Source organism: Bradyrhizobium sp. CCBAU 45389, from assembly GCF_028128625.1.
Classification (GTDB): domain Bacteria; phylum Pseudomonadota; class Alphaproteobacteria; order Rhizobiales; family Xanthobacteraceae; genus Bradyrhizobium; species Bradyrhizobium liaoningense_B.
The window spans coordinates 495,327-515,832 of record NZ_LBIY01000099.1 but is presented as its reverse complement, the minus strand read 5'-3'; the positions used below and the strand labels follow the sequence as shown (position 1 = coordinate 515,832).

General features: G+C 65.8%; 23 protein-coding genes. 11 read left to right on the top strand and 12 right to left on the bottom strand.

Annotated features, from left to right (window positions below):
• Nucleotides 1-3: 3 nt before the first annotated feature.
• The 4 genes from XH79_RS41625 to XH79_RS41610 are packed head-to-tail and all read left to right on the top strand — an operon-like array spanning nt 4 to nt 3,456.
• On the top strand, nt 4-264 hold the full coding sequence (locus XH79_RS41625) for a hypothetical protein (RefSeq protein ID WP_212339850.1): 261 nt from the start codon (nt 4-6) through the stop codon (nt 262-264).
• 15 nt (nt 265-279) lie between these two features.
• Nucleotides 280-738: a flagellar protein FlgN gene (locus XH79_RS41620; protein WP_442870034.1), complete on the top strand. Its 459-nt coding sequence runs from the start codon at nt 280-282 to the stop codon at nt 736-738.
• Between the two features lie 18 nt (nt 739-756).
• Nucleotides 757-2,532, top strand: a complete 1,776-nt coding sequence (gene flgK / locus XH79_RS41615) for a flagellar hook-associated protein FlgK (protein WP_271585478.1) — start codon at nt 757-759, stop codon at nt 2,530-2,532.
• A gap of 12 nt (nt 2,533-2,544) precedes the next feature.
• Nucleotides 2,545-3,456 carry a flagellin gene (locus XH79_RS41610; RefSeq protein ID WP_271585477.1) on the top strand — a complete coding sequence of 304 codons (912 nt, stop codon included), beginning with the start codon at nt 2,545-2,547 and terminating at the stop codon, nt 3,454-3,456.
• 7 nt (nt 3,457-3,463) lie between these two features.
• Here the strand turns inward: XH79_RS41610 and XH79_RS41605 are convergent, their stop codons facing one another.
• The 3 genes from XH79_RS41605 to XH79_RS41595 all read right to left on the bottom strand — a co-directional run bounded on the left by XH79_RS41605 (nt 3,464) and on the right by XH79_RS41595 (nt 6,518).
• Nucleotides 3,464-5,038 (bottom strand): AMP-binding protein, encoded by a 1,575-nt coding sequence (locus tag XH79_RS41605; protein WP_271585476.1) that lies wholly within the window; start codon nt 5,036-5,038, stop codon nt 3,464-3,466.
• 33 nt (nt 5,039-5,071) lie between these two features.
• Complete coding sequence (upp, locus tag XH79_RS41600) at nt 5,072-5,707, bottom strand: uracil phosphoribosyltransferase (protein WP_212339845.1); 636 nt, start codon at nt 5,705-5,707, stop codon at nt 5,072-5,074.
• Nucleotides 5,708-5,777: 70 nt separating this feature from the next.
• The gene (locus XH79_RS41595; protein WP_271585475.1) at nt 5,778-6,518 is read right to left on the bottom strand and encodes a crotonase/enoyl-CoA hydratase family protein; all 741 of its coding nucleotides are present in this window, start codon (nt 6,516-6,518) and stop codon (nt 5,778-5,780) included.
• Nucleotides 6,519-6,604: 86 nt separating this feature from the next.
• On the opposite strand from XH79_RS41595, the gene XH79_RS41590 reads away from it, so the two are divergent.
• Entirely contained in the window at nt 6,605-7,186 is a 582-nt protein-coding gene (locus tag XH79_RS41590) for a TetR/AcrR family transcriptional regulator (protein WP_271585474.1), read from the top strand.
• 3 nt (nt 7,187-7,189) lie between these two features.
• Here the strand turns inward: XH79_RS41590 and XH79_RS41585 are convergent, their stop codons facing one another.
• The 8 genes from XH79_RS41585 to XH79_RS41550 all read right to left on the bottom strand — a co-directional run bounded on the left by XH79_RS41585 (nt 7,190) and on the right by XH79_RS41550 (nt 10,635).
• Nucleotides 7,190-7,318, bottom strand: coding sequence for a hypothetical protein (locus XH79_RS41585; RefSeq protein ID WP_271585473.1), 129 nt, complete (start codon nt 7,316-7,318; stop codon nt 7,190-7,192).
• Nucleotides 7,319-7,408: 90 nt separating this feature from the next.
• The gene (locus tag XH79_RS41580; protein WP_212339842.1) at nt 7,409-7,801 is read right to left on the bottom strand and encodes a hypothetical protein; all 393 of its coding nucleotides are present in this window, start codon (nt 7,799-7,801) and stop codon (nt 7,409-7,411) included.
• A gap of 17 nt (nt 7,802-7,818) precedes the next feature.
• On the bottom strand, nt 7,819-8,007 hold the full coding sequence (locus XH79_RS41575) for a hypothetical protein (RefSeq protein WP_271585472.1): 189 nt from the start codon (nt 8,005-8,007) through the stop codon (nt 7,819-7,821).
• 110 nt (nt 8,008-8,117) lie between these two features.
• Complete coding sequence (locus tag XH79_RS41570) at nt 8,118-8,459, bottom strand: hypothetical protein (protein WP_271585471.1); 342 nt, start codon at nt 8,457-8,459, stop codon at nt 8,118-8,120.
• 81 nt (nt 8,460-8,540) lie between these two features.
• Nucleotides 8,541-9,458, bottom strand: coding sequence for a 4-hydroxy-tetrahydrodipicolinate synthase (dapA, locus tag XH79_RS41565; protein WP_271585470.1), 918 nt, complete (start codon nt 9,456-9,458; stop codon nt 8,541-8,543).
• Nucleotides 9,459-9,482: 24 nt separating this feature from the next.
• Entirely contained in the window at nt 9,483-9,737 is a 255-nt protein-coding gene (locus XH79_RS41560) for a hypothetical protein (protein WP_271585469.1), read from the bottom strand.
• A gap of 132 nt (nt 9,738-9,869) precedes the next feature.
• Nucleotides 9,870-10,148, bottom strand: a complete 279-nt coding sequence (locus XH79_RS41555; RefSeq protein WP_212339837.1) for a hypothetical protein — start codon at nt 10,146-10,148, stop codon at nt 9,870-9,872.
• A gap of 22 nt (nt 10,149-10,170) precedes the next feature.
• Nucleotides 10,171-10,635, bottom strand: coding sequence for a hypothetical protein (locus XH79_RS41550; protein ID WP_271585468.1), 465 nt, complete (start codon nt 10,633-10,635; stop codon nt 10,171-10,173).
• A 611-nt stretch (nt 10,636-11,246) separates the two neighbouring features.
• Here XH79_RS41550 and XH79_RS41545 point away from each other — a divergent pair.
• From XH79_RS41545 to XH79_RS41520, 6 genes are all read left to right on the top strand, one after another.
• Nucleotides 11,247-11,336, top strand: a complete 90-nt coding sequence (locus tag XH79_RS41545; protein ID WP_018641117.1) for a K(+)-transporting ATPase subunit F — start codon at nt 11,247-11,249, stop codon at nt 11,334-11,336.
• Nucleotides 11,337-11,448: 112 nt separating this feature from the next.
• Nucleotides 11,449-13,152 carry a potassium-transporting ATPase subunit KdpA gene (gene kdpA / locus XH79_RS41540; RefSeq protein ID WP_271585467.1) on the top strand — a complete coding sequence of 568 codons (1,704 nt, stop codon included), beginning with the start codon at nt 11,449-11,451 and terminating at the stop codon, nt 13,150-13,152.
• A 45-nt stretch (nt 13,153-13,197) separates the two neighbouring features.
• Nucleotides 13,198-15,312 (top strand): potassium-transporting ATPase subunit KdpB, encoded by a 2,115-nt coding sequence (kdpB, locus tag XH79_RS41535; RefSeq protein ID WP_271585466.1) that lies wholly within the window; start codon nt 13,198-13,200, stop codon nt 15,310-15,312.
• A 59-nt stretch (nt 15,313-15,371) separates the two neighbouring features.
• Nucleotides 15,372-15,977, top strand: coding sequence for a K(+)-transporting ATPase subunit C (locus XH79_RS41530; protein ID WP_271585465.1), 606 nt, complete (start codon nt 15,372-15,374; stop codon nt 15,975-15,977).
• A gap of 40 nt (nt 15,978-16,017) precedes the next feature.
• Nucleotides 16,018-18,741: a sensor histidine kinase gene (locus XH79_RS41525; protein ID WP_212339832.1), complete on the top strand. Its 2,724-nt coding sequence runs from the start codon at nt 16,018-16,020 to the stop codon at nt 18,739-18,741.
• Nucleotides 18,738-19,427: a response regulator gene (locus tag XH79_RS41520; RefSeq protein ID WP_212339831.1), complete on the top strand. Its 690-nt coding sequence runs from the start codon at nt 18,738-18,740 to the stop codon at nt 19,425-19,427. Before XH79_RS41525 ends, XH79_RS41520 begins: the two co-directional genes overlap by 4 nt.
• Before the next feature lie 156 nt (nt 19,428-19,583).
• Here the strand turns inward: XH79_RS41520 and ku are convergent, their stop codons facing one another.
• Nucleotides 19,584-20,465, bottom strand: a complete 882-nt coding sequence (ku, locus tag XH79_RS41515) for a non-homologous end joining protein Ku (RefSeq protein ID WP_271585464.1) — start codon at nt 20,463-20,465, stop codon at nt 19,584-19,586.
• Between the last annotated feature and the right edge of the window lie 41 nt (nt 20,466-20,506).

Below are 20,506 nucleotides of genomic sequence, written 5' to 3'. Positions count from 1 at the left end.
GCGATGGCCGGTGAAAAGGCAAACGCGGCCGGCGAAGCGCTGTTGCGCAGGATGCAGCGGCTGCTGGCGCGAGCCGCGACCGTCAGGGGCCGTGACCGCAAGCAGCTCCTTGCGCTGCTCGACGACGTCGAAACGACACGCCGCGGTCTCCTGCGGGAATGCGCGGAGATCGAGGGCGAGATGAGGCAGGCAACCGTCAGGGCGACCGCGATCGGTGCGTATTTGCGCAGCTCGCAAGTCCGTCGCGGCAACCGGCATAACTAGAAGAAGGCGATGACCATGAGTGTAGCCCAGGCCAAGATGACGAACGCTGCGAATGGCGACGTCAGGATCAAGTCGCTGATCACGCTGATCGACACGCTGACCGCGCTTGTCGCCGAGGAGAATGCCGAGCTCGCCAAGGGCCTGCCTGCCTCGCGCCTGAAACAGGTCGACGAGAAGAACCGGCTGGCGGAGATGTTCGAGCGGACGGTGGCCGAATGCGCGGCGGGCTCGACCAGCCTGCATGTGCGCGACCGCATCCTTCGCGAGCAGCTGATGGACAAGATCCTGAAGCTGCGTGCGGCGATGGACGAGAATCTGGTGCGGCTGCGCGCGGCGATCGAGGCCAGCAACCGCCGGATCGAGGCGGTGATGCAGGCGATCCGCGAGCAGATCGCCGCGGTGTCGCCCTATGGTGCCTCCGGCCGCGTCGCCGCCGCTCGGGCGGTCTCCAGCGGCACCAGCCGCAGCGCCTGACGGTTCGAGGAGCCCGCCGTGTCACTCGATATCGCACGATCGATTGCTTTCAGCGGATTGTCGGCGACGTCCGTGCAGATCAGCGTGACGTCGTCGAACATCTCGAACGCCGACACGACGGGCTATACCAAGAAGTCCGCAAGCCAGTCGAGCAGCGTCACCAACGGCGTCGGTACCGGCGTCACGGTGACGGGCATCACCTCGACGGTCGACAAGCTGCTCTTGAAGTCGCTGGTCGGTGCGGATTCCGACCTCGGCGCGGCCGACACCACCAACACCTACCTGACGTCGCTCCAGAAGCTCTACGGCTCGATCAGCAGCAGCGACGATTCCTCGTCCGGGACCTCGCTCGCCAACAGCATTGCATCGCTGGAATCGGCGCTCTCGTCGCTGGCGAGCACGCCGAGCAGCGCCTCGCTGCAATCCAACGTCGTCAGCGCGCTCGACGACGTCGCAAGCCAGTTGCGGGAGACATCGAGCGGGATCCAGAAGCTGCGCTCCGACGCCGACCAGGACATCGCGTCCTCGATCGACGACGTCAACACGGACCTGCAGCAGATCGCGGATCTCAACGCCCAGATCAAGCAGACCGCGGCGGCGGGCCAGTCGACGGCGGACCTGGAGGACCAGCGCAACACCGCGCTCCAGGATCTCGCCTCGAAGATGAACATCAGCTATTTCACGGCATCGAACGGCGATCTCCAGATCTACACCACGTCCGGCCAGGCGCTGGTGGACTCGTCCGCGCACACGATCAGCTATACCGCCGCCGCCAATGTGACGGCGGCGACGACCTACTCGGCCGGCTCGTCGTCGAGCGGCTTCAGCGCGATCACGGTGAACGGCGTCGACATCACCTCGCAGATCACCGGCGGGGACATCGGGGCGCTGATCACCCTCCGTGACGACACCTTGCCGGACGCGCAGTCGCAGCTCGACCAGCTCGCACAGCAGCTTGCTTCGGCGATGAACAGCGTCTCGAATAGCGCCTCCTCGGTGCCCGCGCCGACGAGCCTGACCGGCACGACATCCGTCACCAGCAGCACGGCGCTGTCGGCCACCGGCACGGTGCGCCTTGCCGTCACCGACCAGAGCGGCAATCTGGTCTCTTACAGCGATCTCGACCTGTCGTCCTATGCCACGGTCGGCGATCTCGTCACCGCCATCAACGGCATCTCGGGCCTGTCCGCGTCGGTCGATGCGGACGGCCATCTCTCGATCACCGCGACCGGCTCCGGCAACGGCGTCGCCATCAACGAGATGACGAGCGCGGTCGGAAGCGCGGGCGAGGGGTTTTCCGAGTATTTTGGTCTCAATGACCTCGTGACGGGAACGAGCGCGGCGGATATCGCGGTCAACAGCAAGATCCTGTCCGGAACGAACGAGCTGCAGCTCGCGACGCTGGATTCGTCGTCGACGCTGACGGTCGGCAGCACGGTGCTGTCCTCGGGCTCCGCCACCGTGATCAATGCCTTCTACGACGCGTTGACGGACTCGCGGACCTTCGCGTCGACCGGCGGCCTTGCCGCCACCACGGGGTCGCTGGCCGATTACGCTTCGGCCATCGTGTCCGATGTCTCGAGCAAGGCCTCGCAGGCGTCGGCCGACTACACCTCCAAGGAGACGGCGCAGTCGACCTACGCGAATTCGCTGTCGTCGCAGTCCGGCGTCAACCTCGACGAAGAATCGGCCAATCTCAGCACGCTCCAGAACAAATATTCGGCGGCTTCGGCCCTGATCCAGGCCATCAACTCCATGTACTCGGCGCTGCTCACCGCCGTGCAGTCGACGTAAGAGGGCACGCGGATGGTCGCGATGCGGGTTGCCACCTTCGCCCAGTCGAACAGGATGATCGCCGACGCCATGCGCGTGGAGTCGGTCATGGCCAACAAGCAGATCCAGGAATCCTCGGGCGTCGTCTCGACCGATTTCGGCGGCTACGGCTCCGACGCTCAGCACGTCGTCAATCTCCAGGTCTCGGTGACGCGCGCGCAGTCCTATATCGATGCCGCAACGCTCGCCGACAGCAAGGTCCAGGTGATGTATTCGGCGGTCGGCTCGGTCACCGACATCCTCACCCAGCTCCGCTCCCAGCTCAGCGCCGCCTCGACGGGGAGTTCGACCGAGGTGAATTCGGTGATCGGCTCCGCCCAGCAGATGCTGGAGCAGATGGGCTCGTTGATGAATACGCAATATGACGGCCAGTACGTCTTCGCCGGCGGCAAGACGGAGACGGCCCCGGTCGATCTCACGACCTTTTCAACCGGCACCGGCTCGACGACCACGGCGGACACCAGCTACTACAATGGCGACAGTGAGATTGCATCGGTGCGGGTTGCGGCCGACGAGACCGTGTCCTACGGCGTCACCGCCGACAATTCCGCATTCGAGGAGGTGATGCGTGTGCTGAAGTTCGTGGCCAACAGCACCACGCTGTCGTCCTCGGACATCACCAGCGCGCTGGATCTCGCCAGCACGGCCCTCGACGACACCGCGGCGGTGCAGGCAAAGCTCTCCAGCGCCGCGTCCTCGATCGAGACCGCCAGCGCCCGCCAGACCGACTATAAGAGTTATGCCGAGACGCTCTCGAACGACCTCACCAGCGTCGACGTCGCCGCCATCACGGCGCAGCTTTCGACCTACCAGACGCAGCTCACCGCGTCCTATTCGGCGCTCGGCAAGATCCTGAGCATGAATCTCGCGAGCTACCTGAAATAGGACGGGCTCATTCGGCGGCGATGCGCTCCATCGCCATGGTGCGAAGCCTGGCGCGCTGGATCTTGACGCCATTGGCGCTGTCGGTGACGGGGAAGGCGTCGACGAGATAGATCCTCGCGGGCACCTTGTAGCCGGCGAGCCGCTCCCGCAATCGCGCGGTCAGAGCCTCCTGATGCGGCGGCTCCTTCGTCGGGATCACGAAGGCGACACAGCGCGCCTGGCCCTTCAGGTCGACGGCGACGACCTGGGCATCGGCAACACCCGCGCAGGATTTGAGCTCGTCCTCGATCTCGCCGGGCGCCACGAGAAAGCCGCCGAGCCGCATCGCATCGCCTGCGCGGGTCTCGTAGACGAAGGCACCGCCGCCGCGTAGCCGGCCGATGTCGCCGGTGCGGAAGAACCCGTCGGCGGTGATCGCATCGCGGGTTGCATCTAGGTTGTTGAAGTAGCCGAGGAAGCGCGAGGGCGCGCTGATTTCGATCTCACCGGAGACGCCTTTAGCCACGAGCTCGCCAGTTTCGGTGTCGCGAATGCGCAGCTTCGCGTCCGCCGACATCGGCCAGCCGCCGCCCTCGATGCGATCGGCGAACGTGTCGTGCGGACGGCCAATCGAGAACAGCGCCTGCACCTCGCTCGAGCCGTAGAGGCCGAACAGCGGCAGGCCGCGGGCCTCGGCCTCTGCAGCCAGCTCGCGCCAGCCGGGTTGGAACGCGGCGAAACCACAGAGTTCGAGATGCGGAAACGGCCGCGGCGCATCGGTAAGGGCGAGAATGCGGCGAAACATCTCGTCGGAGCCGAACGAGTGCGTGATCCTTTGTTCACCGAGGATCTTCAGCGCCGGCGCGGCCTCGAAGGCGTCGAGCACATGGACGGTTGTGCCCGCCGCGAAGAAGCCGAGCAGGCTCGTCATGCCGAACGTGCCGCAGAACGGCAGCATCGCCAGCAATGAATGACGCTGCGGCGAGAGTTTGAGTGCCCTGGCTACGGAGGTCGCGTGCGTGGCCAGCGTCCGCTGCGAATGCGCGACGAGCTTTGGTCCCTTGGTCGTACCCGACGTCGTGTAGAGCAGCACGGGCAGGTCGATGTCATCCTGAGCCGGCGGGGCGGCCGGATAAGACCTGTCGAACGCGTCGAACCGGACGCAGGGCCAGTGCGCAGGAATCGTATCCGCGCCGACCACGGCGAGCTGCTGCAGTGCCGGCGCCTCTGCCCTGGCGACATCGGCGAGGATGGCGGCAAAATCGATCGAGCGGAAGGCGGCCTCGACCACCATCAGCCTGGCGCCGGACACCTTGAGCAGATGTGCGACTTCCGCGCCGCGGTAGCGCGTGTTGACGGCGGCAACGATCGCGCCGAGGCGGGCGGCGGCGAACAGCAGCGCGATCCACTCGATCCGGTTGACCAGCCAGACCGCGACGACGTCGCCCTTGCCGATGCCTTGGGCCGCAAGCCAGGCCGCGGTCTGCTCGATCCTCTGTGAGAAATCCGCGCGCGAGATCGGTACGCCGTCAAACACCAGGGCCGGATCGGCGGCGTCTTCGATCCGGATCAGCGATTGCAGCGAAAAGTCGTCGGCGCTCATAGCAACCGGAGTAACCCGATCGCGCAAACCTGTCTACTTGGTGCCGAACATCCGGTCGCCGGCGTCGCCCAGGCCCGGCACGATATAGCCGTGGTCGTTCAGGCGCTCGTCGATCGCGGCGGTCCAGACCGGCACGTCAGGGTGTTCGCTCTGGAACTTGGCGATGCCCTCGGGCGCGGCCAAAAGGCACACGAAGCGGATGTCGCGGGCACCGCGGTCCTTGAGCAGGGACGCGCCGGCGCAGGCCGAGTTGCCGGTCGCCAGCATCGGATCCATCAGGATCACGGTGCGGTCGGACAGGTCCTGCGGTGCCTTGAAGTAATATTCCACGGCCTGCAACGTCTCGGGGTCGCGGTAGAGCCCGATATGCGCAATGCGCGCCGAGGGCATCAGCGCCAGCATGCCGTCGAGGAAGCCGACGCCGGCGCGCAGGATCGGCGCAAGAGTGAGCTTCTTGCCGGCGATCTTCGGCGCCTGCATCGCCGCGATCGGCGTCTCGATCTCGACCAGCTCCAGCGGCAGGTCGCGCGTCACCTCGTAGCCGAGCAGCATCCCGATCTCATTCAGGATCTCGCGAAAGCTCTTGGTCGAGCGGTCCTTCTCCCGCATCAGGGAGAGCTTGTGCTGGACCAGGGGGTGGGCGACGACGTTGACGCTGCTTGTGCTCATGAAACCGCTCTACACGGTTCCGTGAAATTGCGCCAGATCGGGCGGCTTTTTTCCGCGGGATACGGACCCCTCAGGCAGGCACCGCGACCGCGCTGCGCGCCCGGTTGCTTGCCTCATAGGCAGCCATGGTCAATTCACGGTCGATCGCCGCCCGCATGGCATCCATGGTCGGCTGGCGCAGGCGCTTCTTTGCGATCGCATGTGATGGCTTGTGGATCGCACGCAAGACCGCGATGATCTCCTCGAGGGCGTCATCGATGGCCTCCGGCGCAACCACGCGGTCGAGGAAGCCCGCCGTCCGCGCCTCGTCGGGCTCGTACATCTCGCCCAGCGTTGCGGTACGGCTGAGCCAGGCCGGATGCACGCGGCTGCGCGCGAGCTCGATGGCGAAGCTCGGCGGGGCGATGCCGATCGCGACCTCGTTCAGTCCCATGCGGTGCGGCCCCCGCGCGCCCAGCCTGACGTCGCAGGCGAGCAGCAGGAATGTCCCCATCGGAAAGGCATGGCCCTCCATCACGCCGATGGTCGGATGCGGAAACGCCATCAGCCGCAGCGCAAGCTCCGCGCCGGCCCGGACCATCTCGAGGCTTTTGGCGGCATCGCCCGAGGCGAACACTTTTAGGTCGAAGCCCGCGGAAAAAATGCCCGGCCGCGCCGAGCGCAGCACCACCATCTCGGCTTCCTTTTCGGCGCGGTCGAAGGCGCCGCCGATCCCGCCCAGCATCGCGGCCGACATCACATTGACCTTGCCGTCGTCGAGGACGATCCGGGCCACGCCGTCGTTCAGCTCGTAGGTCACTCCCTCAGGCATCTGCCTCTCCCTGTCGTTGTCATGTCTTGACTGTCGGAGGCTCATGTAGACCAATCAATATAATTTTCGACCGAAAGGAGAGCGCCATGCCGGCCGTGCCAAAGCACCGCCAACCCATCATCGATGCTGCGGTGACGCTGTTCCGCCGCCAGGGATTTGCCCGCACCGGCCTCAACGATATCGTCGACGTCAGCGGCGCGCCGAAGGGCTCGCTCTATCACTACTTTCCCGACGGAAAATCCTCGATCGCCGTGGCGGCGGTCGGGGAGGCCGGCCGCCGTGTGGCGGAAACCGTCGCAAAGCTTGCGGAAGAATGCGGCTCGACCGGCGAGCTTCTGCGCGCCCATGCCCGGCTGCTGGCGGGGTGGATGCGGGGCTCCGGCTTTCGCAACGGATGCCCGATCACGACCGTACTGCTCGAGCTAGCACCGCGCGAGCGCGCGGTTGCGGAAGCCGGACGCAAGGCCTATGCGGCTCGGATCGCACTTCTCCGCGACAGGCTGATTGCGGATGGGTTCGCAAGGCCGCGGGCGGAAGCGCTTGCCGTGCTCTGCACGTCGGCGCTCCAGGGGGCGCTGATCCAGGCCCGCGTCGAGCGCAGCGGCAGGCCGATCGAGGTCACGGCGGCGGAACTGGCCCGGCTGATCGAGGCGGAAGCAAAGAGGTGAGGGCTAGACTCCAAACCCGCGCGCGACGAGCGTGATCACGATCGTCAGGATCGCGCCCCAGACCAGGCTCAGCGTCATGGTCAGGATGGTCGTGGTGACGGCGTGCTCGAGATTTCCCTTCAGGAGCTGCACGCTACTTGTCCTGGGCGGGCGTTGTACCGAAGCGCATGCCGAGCAGCAATGCACCCATCAGCGCAACCAGGATGGCGATCTTGAGTTCGATCATGTCGTCAACCTTGCGACGATGCGCGTAAGAAGCCGCCTGGCTCCTTCCGCCAGCACGATGACGGGATTGCCGCGGTTCTCGATGTCGAGCTCGAAGCTTTCCAGGGGGAACACCAGGGCGCAGCGCGCCGGCGCGCTCTGGCGGTTGGCGAAGTCCACCGCCGAGCTCTTGAACAGGAACAGACCGCCGACGCGTCCATTCGCTTCGCGCGCCACCCAGAGGCCGGCGCGGTTGCGTCCAATGAAGAAGGCGGGGATGGCGGCACTGACGACATCCGGATCGAGTGGCTTGAGCGTCGATGCCGGTCCATGCGTGGTGTTGGCCTGGTGACGCGAAGCCTGAATGGCAATTGCGGCCATGGCGGCCTCCTCACACATCTGCAAGGTCATGATGGCCTCCCGGCCGGTCAGGCATGAAGGTGCCAGACATAGATTGCCGTCCTCAGCGCGATCAGCGCGGTGAGCACGCTACCCATCGAGAGCAGCGTCAGCACGCCGATGGCGAAACGTTTGAGCTGCGTCTTGCGTCCCTCGGAAATGCGCGCCGGACGCTCAGGCACGAAGGGGCGGTCAAGGGCATGTGTCAGGATCGACATTTTTTTAGTCCTTATCCGGTGCGGCGAGACGGCCGCTCCAATCTGCCTTCCATGATGACCATCGCGGCGTATGATTGCGAGGTGACCACTGCGGCTGCCGTATAGGAAAGTCATAAAGGCGCCGGCGGTCGCGCCGGCAGCCCCCTGAAGAGGTTCGGGTCGCGCTTCGATTGGGGCTTGGATGGTGCCGGCTTCGATCGCGCGAGCCCGACGGCGGCGGCGAAGGCAAGCTGTAGCCGCGGCTCGTCGATCTGCTTGCAAAAGCAGTCCAGGATCGCCGCCGCGTCCTGCCGCTGGCCGCAGATGGCCGCGCAGAGATGGGAGCTGGTGCGCCGGAAGAAGTGCAGCGAGTCTTCGCCGCTGCGCCGGCCGCCGAGACGATCGAGCTCGGCTGCGAGCGCGGCAACATTGAGTCGGTCGGAATCGCTTCGCGTCACGGCAAAGCGCAGCATGGCCAGTTGCCAGGCGCAGAGCAGCCTGTGATGGTCGTCGATTGATGGAGGCATGCAAGATCCGAACGGCGGCGCGAGGCGTCAGGCGCCGACGCTGTCGATCAGTTCCTCGTCGGCGATCGCGGCGAAGGCGCGTACCACTTCCCTCTGCGCGGCCGCGTCCAGCGGCACGATCGGCAGCCTTGTCGCCGGCGACATCAGACCCAGCACGCTCAGGGCGCTCTTGAGCGCCGCCGGACTGTCCTTGGAAAGGCAGGTGATGAGCGGGGTGAGGCGCTTGTGCAGGTAACGTGCCGACTGCAGGCGGCCTTGCCTGACCTGCGAGAAGATCGTGCGGCACAGATCGGGGGCGATGTTGGAGACTTCCGAGATCGCGCCGTCGCCGCCGCTTGCGATGGTGCCGAAGGCGGTGACGTCGTCGCCGGAGAGCAGGCGAAAGCCGGCCGGCAGCAGCCGGTTCAGACGCATCGGGCGGGTGATGTCGGCGCTTGCGTCGCACAGGCCGACGAACTGGCGGGACTCGACGAGACGCAGCAGCGTTTCGTCGGCGAGCGGGCGCAGCGTGCGGGCGGGAACGTCGTGCAGGATCACGGGCAGGCCGATCGCGCCGGCGATGGCGCGGAAATGCGCGAGCATTCCCTCCTGCATCGGCTTGTTGTAGGCGGGCACCACCGCCATGACGGCGTCGGCGCCGGCCGCTTCCGCACGCCGCGCAAGTTCGATGGCGTGGCTGGTGGCATTCGACACCGTCCCGGCGACGATGCGCGCGCGGCCGCAGACGGCCTCGACCGCGGTGCGGATGACGAGCTTCTGCTCGGTCGGGGAGAGCGTCGGCGCCTCTCCGGCCGTCTCGCAGACCACGATTGCGGGCACACCGGCTGCGACCTGGCGCTCGCAGAGCGCGGCGAACGCCTCGACATCGATCGCGTCGGCCGCGTTGAACGGCGTCGGCAGGTCCGGAATGAAGCCGGTGAACCAGGCTGAGGGAGGGATGAACATGGTCTTTCGCCTGTTGGCGCCGGCTCAGGCGGCGCGCTGCGAGACGATGATGTCGGGGCGCTTGCCCATGTCGAGCTCGAGCTCGCGCGGCAGCTCGACGACGGTCTCGGGATGCTGTCCGTTCTCGAACAGCGCGTATTTGACGGCCTGGGCGCGGCTGACGAACAGGCCGCCATAGAGGCCGTTCTGCTCCTGCGCAACCCATTGTCCCCGGCGGTTGCGGCCGATGAAGACGATGGTCGAAGGGGAGCTGCACGAGGGAGGTTCGACGAGTTTCACGGATGTATTCCTTCCGATTGACGCCGGTGGCGAGCGCGAGCCCGCAACCGTCCGATCAATATCTGTTCAAGCGAATATGATTTCGAGTGAGGCGCTGCGGCGATCTCATAGGAAGCTCATAAAGCGTTCCGTTCAGCTCTGCTCGTTGACAAGGTGAACCAGCGCGAACAGCGCCCCGAATGCCGCGCATTCGTCCCAATGATTGAGGACGGCGCCAAACAGCTGCTCGCGCCTGAGAACCGCGACGGCGGCGCAGAGGATGATCGACATCCAGAGCAGGGCGGCGAGGCTGCGGCCGAAGCCGATGCTGCCGAACGCTGCAAAGGCTCCGAGGAGGACAACGCGCACGGCAAAGCGCGCGATCACCCGCGCCGGGCTCAGGGCCCGAGATGTGTTCGAAGATTGCGGCACGGCGCGAACCTGTCCGGCTGGCTTAGCTGAAGTTCTCGCAGGCAACCGGCTCGTAGAGCGGATCCGGGGCAGGGCGCACGGTGGGAACGCTTGGCCGCGAAACCTCCACGGCCAGCGCCTGCACCTCGATGAACGCCGACAGCAAAGCGAGCGCGAGGTCGCCATGGTGTGCCTCGATCGCGGCGTCCAGCCAGTCCGGCAGTTCGCGCTCGCGCGAGAGCGCGCAATGCCACTCGCCCTCGTCATAGGCGATGCGGCGGACCTGCCACAGCGGCAGCTCGAGCTCCATCAGCGCCAGCGCCGCGTCGGTCCAGGCTTCCGCATCGATCAGGCGCTGGACGCGTGCCCTGCGTTCGCCCTGGCCCAGCGACGGGAGGCGCCGGCAGGACTTGACGATCTCGAGCATCAGCGGCCGCGTCACTGCCGGTGCCGCGCGAAGCTGCCGGGCGAGGGAAGGTGGGTCTATGCGTCGGAGAGCAGCGGTCATGTCAGGCCTCCTGGAAGTGGCGTCGGTCAGTCGGCCGGCCTCTCCAAGATGGCTGGAAGGACATTTGAAAACGAGATGGGGACCGGGCGAGAGATATAGGGATTTCATAAGTGCCCGGATTCTTCCGGGTCAGACCGATAGAGTCCGGATTACCGTCTCCGCCGAGGTGGAGGCTTATGGAAGCAGGGCGTTTTGAAAAGACCTGAGGCGCAGCCTGCCGTATCAACGGAGGGCAAAGGCGTCGGTGGATTGCGTCGCTGCACCGCCTGCACGGAGCGTGCTCCCGGAAATGCGTTGTCGGTGTCGCATGGCGGATGGCACGACGTGCCGGCCTTTATGAGATTCCTATAACGTCGCCATAGGCCTCATCTCGAAAACCTATGTGCGCAATGGCACTTCAGCGCGGTGAAGTTCCCGGCCGGGGAGACACGTGCTGCATTCGCTCGCAGCAAGCGGCCTGCCGGGAATCCGGAGACAGGCAATGCCGGATATCGTCTCGTATTGAGGAGTATCGCCATGATGGACATTCTGATGCTGGCGCTGGGCTTCGCCTTCTTCGCCCTCGCGATCGGCTACACCTACGCCTGCGAACGGCTGTGACGGAGCGCGCCATGATCTTCGATTACGCGCTCGCCGGCGCCGTCTCGTTCGGCCTCCTGGTCTATCTCACCTACGCGCTGCTGCGGCCCGAGCGGTTCTGAGTCGTGCTGCTGCTTGTCGAATTGCTGCTGGCCGACGCCGTGCTCGTCACCGGCCTGCTTGCGCTGCTCCTGCCGCTTTTGCGCTGGACACAATGCCTGAAGGGTTAATGCCATGACTGTGATCGGTTGGCTCCAGATCATTCTCTACTGCGCGATCATCGTCGCGCTCACCAAGCCGCTCGGCTGGTACATGACGCGCGTGTTCAACGGCGAGCGCACGTTCCTGTCGCCGGTGCTGCGCCCGATCGAGGCGGGCATCTACTGGATCTCCGGCGTTGACGAGAGGCGCGAGCAGCATTGGCTGACCTATACGGTCGCGATGCTGCTGTTCCATGTCGGCGGCTTCCTCATCATCTACGGCGTGATGCGGCTCCAGGCCGTGTTGCCGTTCAATCCGGCCGGGCAGGGCGCGGTTGCGGAAGACCTTTCCTTCAACACCGCGATCTCCTTCGTCACCAACACCAACTGGCAGAATTACGGCGGCGAGAGCACGCTGTCATATCTCGTCCAGATGCTTGGCCTGACGCACCAGAACTTTCTGTCGGCCGCAACCGGCATCGCGCTCGCGGTGGCCCTGATCCGCGGCTTCTCGCGCGCCTCGGTGCGCACCGTCGGCAATTTCTGGGTCGATGTCACCCGCACCACGCTCTATGTTCTGCTGCCGATCTGCGTCGTCTACACGCTGTTCCTGGTCTGGCAGGGCATGCCGCAGACGCTCGGCGCCTATGTCGATGCGACGACGCTCGAGGGCGCCAAGCAGACCATCGCGGTCGGCCCGGTCGCCTCGCAGGTTGCGATCAAGATGCTCGGGACCAACGGCGGCGGCTTCTTCAACGCCAACGCCGCCCATCCCTTCGAGAATCCGACCGCGCTGTCGAATTTCGTGCAGATGCTGTCGATCTTCCTGATCGGCGCGGCCATGACCAACGTGTTCGGCCGCATGGTCGGCAACCAGCGCCAGGGCTGGGCGATCCTCTCCGTCATGGGCGTCCTGTTCGTCGCCGGCGTCGCCGTCACCTACTGGGCGGAAGCGAACGGCACCTCGACCCTCCACGCTCTGGGCCTGACCGGTGGCAACATGGAGGGCAAGGAGGTCCGCTTCGGCATCGTCGCCTCCTCGCTGTTCGCTGTGATCACGACGGCCGCCTCCTGCGGTGCCGTCAATGCCATGCATGACAGCTTCACTGCGCTCGGCGGCATGATCCCGCTGATCAACATGCAGCTAGGGGAGATCATCATCGGCGGCGTCGGCGCCGGCCTCTACGGCATGCTGCTGTTCGTCGTGCTCGCGATCTTCGTCGCAGGCCTGATGGTCGGCCGCACGCCGGAATATGTCGGCAAGAAGATCGAGGCCCGCGAGGTCAAGATGGCGATGCTCGCGATCCTGGTGCTGCCGCTGATGTATCTCGGCTGGACCGCAGTCGGCGTGGTCTATCCGGCGGCAGTCGCCTCGATGGCGAATGCCGGCCCGCACGGCTTCACCGAGGTGCTCTACGCCTTCACCTCGGCGACCGGCAACAACGGCTCGGCCTTCGCAGGGCTCACCGGCAACACCTTCTTCTACAACCTCACGCTCGCATCGGCGATGTTCGTCGGCCGCTTCTTCATGATCGTCCCGGCGATGGCGATCGCGGGCTCGCTCGCCGCCAAGAAGTCGATTCCGCCTTCGGCCGGTACGTTCCCGACGACCGGTGGGCTGTTCGTCGGCCTCGTCGTCGGCGTGATCCTGATCATCGGCGGCCTGACCTTCTTCCCGGCACTCGCGCTCGGCCCGATCGTCGAGCACCTCGCGATGAACGCCGGCCAGGTGTTCTGACAGCTGCTCTGATCGAACCTCTTCTGACTGTTTGGAGTGACCTCCATGGATACGATGAAACTGCAAAAACGCGCCCCGATGTCGGCGATGCTCGATCCCAGGATCGTGCTGCCCGCGATCAAGGCGTCCTTCACCAAGCTCGACCCGCGGCTGATGGTGAAGAACCCCGTGATGTTCGTGGTCGAGATCGTGGCCGCGCTCACCACCGTGATCTTCCTGCGCGACCTCGTCACGGGCGGGGCGAGCCTCGGCTTCACCTTCCAGATCATCCTCTGGCTCTGGTTCACGGTGCTGTTCGCCAACTTCGCTGAAGCCGTTGCGGAAGGCCGCGGCAAGGCGCAGGCCGAATCGTTGCGCAAGACCCGCACCGAGAGCCAGGCCAAGCTCCTGACCGGCGCAGGCCAGGCCTTCAAGCTGGTCCCGGGCACCAGCCTGAAGGTCGGCGATGTCGTGCTGGTCGAGGCCGGGGACACCATTCCCTCCGACGGAGAGGTGATCGAGGGCGTCGCCTCCGTCAACGAGGCCGCCATCACCGGCGAGTCCGCGCCCGTGATCCGCGAATCCGGCGGCGACCGCTCGGCGGTAACAGGCGGCACGCAGGTCCTGTCCGACTGGATCCGCGTGCGCATCACCGCGGCGCAAGGCTCGACCTTCATCGATCGCATGATCAAGCTGGTCGAAGGCGCCGAGCGGCAGAAGACGCCGAACGAGATCGCGCTCAACATCCTGCTCGCCGGCCTCACCATCATCTTCGTGTTCGCCACCGTCACCATTCCGAGCTATGCGGCCTATGCCGGCGGCTCGATCTCCGTGATCGTGCTGGTTGCGCTGTTCGTGACGCTGATCCCGACCACGATCGGCGCGCTCTTGTCGGCGATCGGCATCGCCGGCATGGACCGCCTGGTGCGCTTCAACGTGCTGGCGATGTCGGGCCGCGCGGTCGAAGCCGCCGGCGACGTCGACACGCTGCTGCTCGACAAGACCGGCACCATCACGCTCGGCAACCGGCAGGCGACCGCGTTCCGTCCCGTTCGCGGCGTGACCGAGCAGGAGCTGGCGGACGCCGCCCAGCTTGCCTCGCTCGCCGACGAGACCCCGGAAGGCCGCTCCATCGTCGTCCTGGCGAAGGAGAAGTATGGCATCCGCGGCCGCGACATGGCCGAGCTGGGTGCCACCTTCATCCCGTTCACGGCGCAGACCCGCATGAGCGGCGTCGATGCCGGCGGTTCGTCTGTGCGCAAGGGCGCGGTCGATGCCATGCTGAACTATGTCGGCGGCGGCGCGCCGCTGGCGGTTGCCTCCGGCAATGCCGCCCGCGCGATCCAGCCCGCCGGGCTCTCGGAGGTCGGCCGCGAGATCCAGACCATCGCCGACGAGATCGCCAAGGCCGGCGGCACGCCGCTTGCGGTCGCCAAGGACGGCAGGCTGCTCGGCGTCATCCAGCTCAAGGACATCGTCAAGGGCGGCATCCGCGAGCGTTTTGCCGAGCTGCGCCGCATGGGTATCCGCACCATCATGATCACCGGCGACAATCCGATGACTGCCGCCGCCATCGCGGCCGAGGCCGGCGTCGACGACTTCCTGGCGCAGGCAACCCCCGAGGACAAGCTCAAGCTGATCCGCGACGAGCAAGCCAAGGGCAAGCTGGTGGCCATGTGCGGCGACGGCACCAACGACGCGCCCGCGCTCGCCCAGGCCGATGTCGGCGTCGCCATGAACACCGGCACGCAGGCCGCCCGCGAGGCCGGCAACATGGTCGACCTCGACTCCAACCCGACCAAGCTGATCGAGGTGGTCGAGATCGGCAAGCAGCTCTTGATGACGCGCGGTGCGCTGACGACCTTCTCGATCGCCAACGACGTCGCAAAATACTTTGCGATCATCCCGGCGATGTTCCTGGCGTTCTACCCCCAGCTCAATGTGCTCAACGTCATGAACCTGTCGAGCCCGCAGAGCGCCATCCTGTCGGCGATCATCTTCAACGCGCTGATCATCATCGCGCTGATCCCGCTCGCGCTGAAGGGCGTCGCCTATCGCGCCGTCGGCGCCGGCGCGCTGCTTCGCCGCAACCTCTTGATCTACGGGCTTGGCGGCATCGTCATTCCCTTCATCGGCATCAAGGCGATCGACCTCGTCGTGACCGCCTTGCACCTGGCTTGATCGCCATCGTGCGGGACGCGCGGCGTCCCGCACGATGACGAAGATTTTGGAGACCCAACATGCTCAGAGAAATCCGCCCCGCCATCGTCCTCTTGCTGGTGCTCACTGCCATCACGGGCCTCGCCTATCCGCTGGCGATGACCGCCATTGCCGGCGCGATCTTCCCCGCCAAGGCACAGGGCAGCCTGATCGAGAAAGACGGCAAGGTGATCGGCTCCGCCCTGATCGGGCAGGAGTTCAAGGACGACAAGTACTTCCACGGCCGCCTCTCGGCGACGCTGGCCCCGGACCCCAATGATTCGACCAAGACGGTGTCGGCGCCCTACAACGCCGCCAATTCGGGTGCCTCCAACCTAGGCCCGACCAGCAAGGCGCTGGCCGACCGGCTGAAGGAGGACGTGGACAAGCTGAAGGCGGAGAACCCGTCTGCGCCGGTGCCGGCCGATCTGGTGACGACGTCGGCCAGCGGCCTCGACCCCGACATCTCGCCGGAAGCGGCGGAATTCCAGGTGCCGCGCGTCGCCAAGGCCCGGAATATGCCGCAGGACGCTGTGAAGCAGATCGTGGCTGCCAACGTTCAGGGCCGTTTGCTCGGCCTGCTGGGCGAACCCCGCGTTAACGTACTGGCGCTGAACCTCGCGCTGGATCGCGCTGCAGCCAAGTAGCAGTCTAGGCTCGCGGCGCGCAGATGATTATATTGACAGCATGGTCCGAGAGCGCCGCGATCCCGAACAACGTCCGTCTCCCGAGGCGCTGCTGGAAGCTGCGCGCCGGGAGGAAAGCGCGAGCGGCAAGCTGAAGATCTTCGTCGGCGCCGCCCCCGGTGTCGGCAAGACCTACGAGATGCTGCAGAGCGCTCATGCCAAGCGCAAGGCCGGCATCGATGTCGTGGTCGGCTTCGTCGAGACCCACGGCCGCGCCGAGACCGAGGCGCTGGTGCGGGGCCTCGAAGTGATCCCGCGCAAGCGGCTCGATTACCGCGGCCAGATCGTCGAGGAGATGGACCTCGACGCCGTGATCGCGCGGCGGCCGCAAATCGCGCTGGTCGACGAGCTCGCCCACACCAATGCCGCGGGCAGCCGCCATCCCAAGCGCTATCTCGACGTCGAGGAGCTGCTGTTCCACGGCATCGACGTCTACACCGCCGTCAACATCCAGCACATCGAAAGCCTGAACGACGTCGTCGCCCAGATCACCCATGTGCGGGTGCGCGAAACCGTGCCGGATTCGGTGTTCGACCGCGCCGACGCCATCGAGCTGATCGACCTCACGCCCGACGATCTGATTCAGCGGCTGAGGGAGGGCAAGGTCTACGTCCCCAAGCAGGCCGAGCGGGCTCTGGAGCATTATTTCTCGCCCGGCAATCTGACCGCGCTGCGTGAGCTCGCGCTGCGGCGGACGGCCGAACGGGTCGACGAGCAGCTGCTCAACCACATGCAGGCGAATGCGATCGCCGGCCCCTGGGCCGCGGGCGAGCGCATCCTGGTCTGCGTCAGCGAGGATCCGCGCGCCGCCGGCCTCGTGCGCTATACCAAGCGGCTGGCCGACCGGCTGCATGCACCGTTCACCGCGATCTCGATCGAGACCCGGCGCTCGCTGCAATTGTCCGACGAGGAGCGCGATCGTCTCGCCGATACGCTGCGGCTCGCGGAGGCGCTGGGCGGCGAAGCCTTGACCATTCCCGCCGTCGGCCGCCGCATCGCCGACGACGTCATCAACTTCGCCCATGGCAACAACGTCACCCAGATCGTGATCGGCAAGTCGACCCGCTCGCGCTGGTTCGAGATGACGCGCGGCTCGGTCGTGCATGATCTGGTGCGCCGTGCGGGCAATATCAGCGTTCACGTCATCCCCGGCGACGAGCTCTCCGAAGAGGCGGCGCCAAAGACAGTGGTGCAGACCGCGGCACGGTCCGAGCCGTTTGATGCACTTCCTTATCTGAAGGCGCTCGGGATCACCGCACTCGGCCTAGCCGCAGCGGTGGCCATCAAGCCCTATTTCGGCATCGAGAACGTTGATCTGATGTTCCTGACCGCGGTGGTCGCCGTGGCTGTCCGCTATGGGCTGTGGCCGTCATTGCTTGCGAGCGTTGCGGCGTCGCTGGCGTATAACTTCTTCTTCCTGCCGCCGGTCTACACCTTCACCATCACCGATCCAACCAACGTCGCGGCGTTCTTCTTCTTCATGTTGATCGCGTTCGTGGTGTCGAATGTAGCAGGCCGCGTGCGCACGCAGGCCGATGCAGCCATCGGCCGGATCAGGATGACCGAGCAGCTCTATGCCTTCAGCCGCAAGCTCGCCGGCACCGCCACCCTCGACGATGTCCTCTGGGCGAGCGCCTACCAGATCGCGTTGATGCTGAAGGTGCGTGTCGTGCTGCTGCTGCCGGAGGACGGTCTGCTCACGGTGAAGTCAGGCTATCCGCCGGAGGACCAGCTCGACCAGGCCGACCTCGCCGCTGCCAACTGGGCCTGGAGCAATGATCGCTCCGCGGGCCGCGGCTCGGATACGCTGCCCGGCGCAAAACGGCTGTTTCTGCCGATGCGCACCGGGCGCGGCCCGATCGGCGTCATCGGCATCGACAACGATCGCACCGGTCCGCTGCTGACGCCGGATCAGCGCCGGCTGCTGGACGCGCTGGTCGACCAGGGTGCGCTCGCGATCGAGCGCGTGCTGCTGGTCGAGGACATGGATCGCGTCAAGCGCACGGTCGAATCCGAGCGGCTGCGCTCGGCGCTCCTGACCTCGATCTCGCACGACCTGAAGACGCCGCTCGCTTCCGTGCTGGGCGCGGCCTCGACCATGCGCGATCTCGCCGGCGCCTTGTCCGACACCGAGAAGCGCGACCTGCTCGCCACCGTGATTGACGAATCCGAGCGGCTCAACCGCTTCATCGCCAATCTGCTCGACATGACCAAGCTCGAGTCCGGCGCCATCGTGCCCAACACGGCCTTGCACGATCTCGGCGAGATCATCGGCAGCGCGCTGCGCCGCGCCAGCAAGATCCTGACCGCGCACAAGGTCGAGCTGGTGCTGGCCGCCGATCTGCCGATGCTGCAGCTCGATGCCGTGCTGTTCGAGCAGGTGCTGTTCAACCTGCTCGACAATGCCGCGAAATATTCGCCGCCCGACACCACCATCTCGATCCGGAGCCGGCGCGAGCGCGATCAGGTGGTGCTCGAGGTTGCCGACGAAGGCGACGGCATTCCGTCCCACGAGCTCGAGAGCGTGTTCGACAAGTTCTACCGCGCGCAGAAGGGCGATCACGTCCGTCCCGGCACGGGCCTCGGGCTCGCCATCTCCCGCGGCTTCGTCGAGGCGATGCGGGGCACGATTTCGGCCGCTAACCGCAATGACCGGAGCGGCGCGATCCTCACCATCCGTCTGCCGGTTCCGGCACAGACCCACGCATTGGATACCGCCGCATGAGTGCCGCCCCGATCAAGGTCCTGGTCATCGACGACGAGCCGCCGATCCGCAAATTGTTGCGGATGGGGCTGACGACGCAGGGCTATGAGATACTGGAAGCACCGAACGGCAAGTCGGCGCTGGAAAAGCTCGCTGAAGGACCCGCGCTGATCATCCTCGATCTCGGCCTGCCCGACATCCAGGGTCATGAGCTGCTCCGCACCATCCGGGCCCGCAACGAGGCCGTGCCGATCGTGGTGCTGTCGAGCCGGGGCGACGAGGCCGGCAAGGTGCAGGCGCTCGATCTCGGCGCCGACGACTATCTGACGAAACCGTTCGGCATGGACGAGCTTCTCGCGCGCCTGCGCGCCGCGCTGCGGCACCAGCTCCAGGTGCAGGGTGAGCGCCCGGTGTTTCGCACCGGCGATCTCTCGGTCGATCTCGTCCGCCGCATCGTCAAGGTCGGCGAGCGCGACGTCAAACTGTCGCCGAAGGAATACGACCTGCTGCGCGTGCTGGTGCAGCACGCCGGCAAGGTGCTGACCCATCGATTCTTGTTGAAGGAGCTGTGGGACGAGCTGACCGATGCGCAATACTTGCGCGTCTATGTCCGCCAGCTCCGCCAGAAGATCGAGGCCGATCCGGAGCGCCCGCAATATGTGCTGACGGAAACGGGAATCGGCTACCGGCTGAAGGCGGGGGATTGACCCCACAGACTGAAGGCGGGGGATTGACCCCACAGGCCTGTAGGGTGGGCAAAGGCGCAAAGCGCCGTGCCCACCATTCTCTCGATTTCGATAAAGGTGGTGGGCACGCTCCGCTTTGCCCACCCTACGATATCGAGTATGGGGCGAGCGGTCTCCTCACCCCGCCTTCCTGTGCCTCGCCGCTGCCCGGTGCGACTTTCGCGGACTGCGCTGCCGCCCCGTGGCACGGCGCGCATGCGACTTCGCCGACGTTTTCCCCCCGCGCCGCTTCAGGCTCTGCTTCAACGCATCCATCAGGCTGACGACGTTGCTCGGGCGCTCCTCGGGCTCGGGCAATTCGATCTTCTTGCCGCTGGCCTTGCGCTTCACCAGCGCCTTCAGCGCGTTCTCGTACTCGTCCTTGAATTCGCCGGGATCGAAATGCGCGGCCTTGGTGTGCAGGATGTGGCCGGCGAGCTCGACCATGTCCTTGGTGATTTTCGGGCTCTTGATGTCGTCGAAGAACTGGTCCTCGTCGCGGAGCTCGTAAGGGTAGCGCAACGTGGTGCCGAGCAGGCCCTTGCCGAGTGGCTCGATCGCGATGATGTGCTCGCGGTTGGTGAGCACGATCTTGGCGAGCGCCACGCGATCCTGATCCTTCATGGCATCGCGGATCACCGCGAAAGCGTCGGCTGCGGCCTTGCCGTCAGGCGCGATGTAATAGGGATGGTTGAGATAGCGCTGGTCGATTTCCTCGCTCGGCACAAAGCTCTCGATGTCGATGGTGTGGTTGCTCTCGATCTGGACCGCCTCGAGTTCCTCCGGCTCGATCTCCACATATTTGCCCTTGCGCAGCTCGTAGCCGCGTCCCTTCTGGTCGCTCTCGACGACGTCGCCGGTCTCGGCGTCGATCATCTGTTGCTTGAGGCGGTTGCCGGTCTCGCGGTTGATCATGTGAAACCGGGTCTTCTCGGCGGCCGTCGTTGCGGGGTAGAGCACGACGGGGCAGCTGACCAGCGAGAGCTTCAACGTTCCCTTCCAATAGGCACGCGGGGCCATTGCATTCTCCAGCGTTTTCAATGTGTTTTGGAACCCCAACC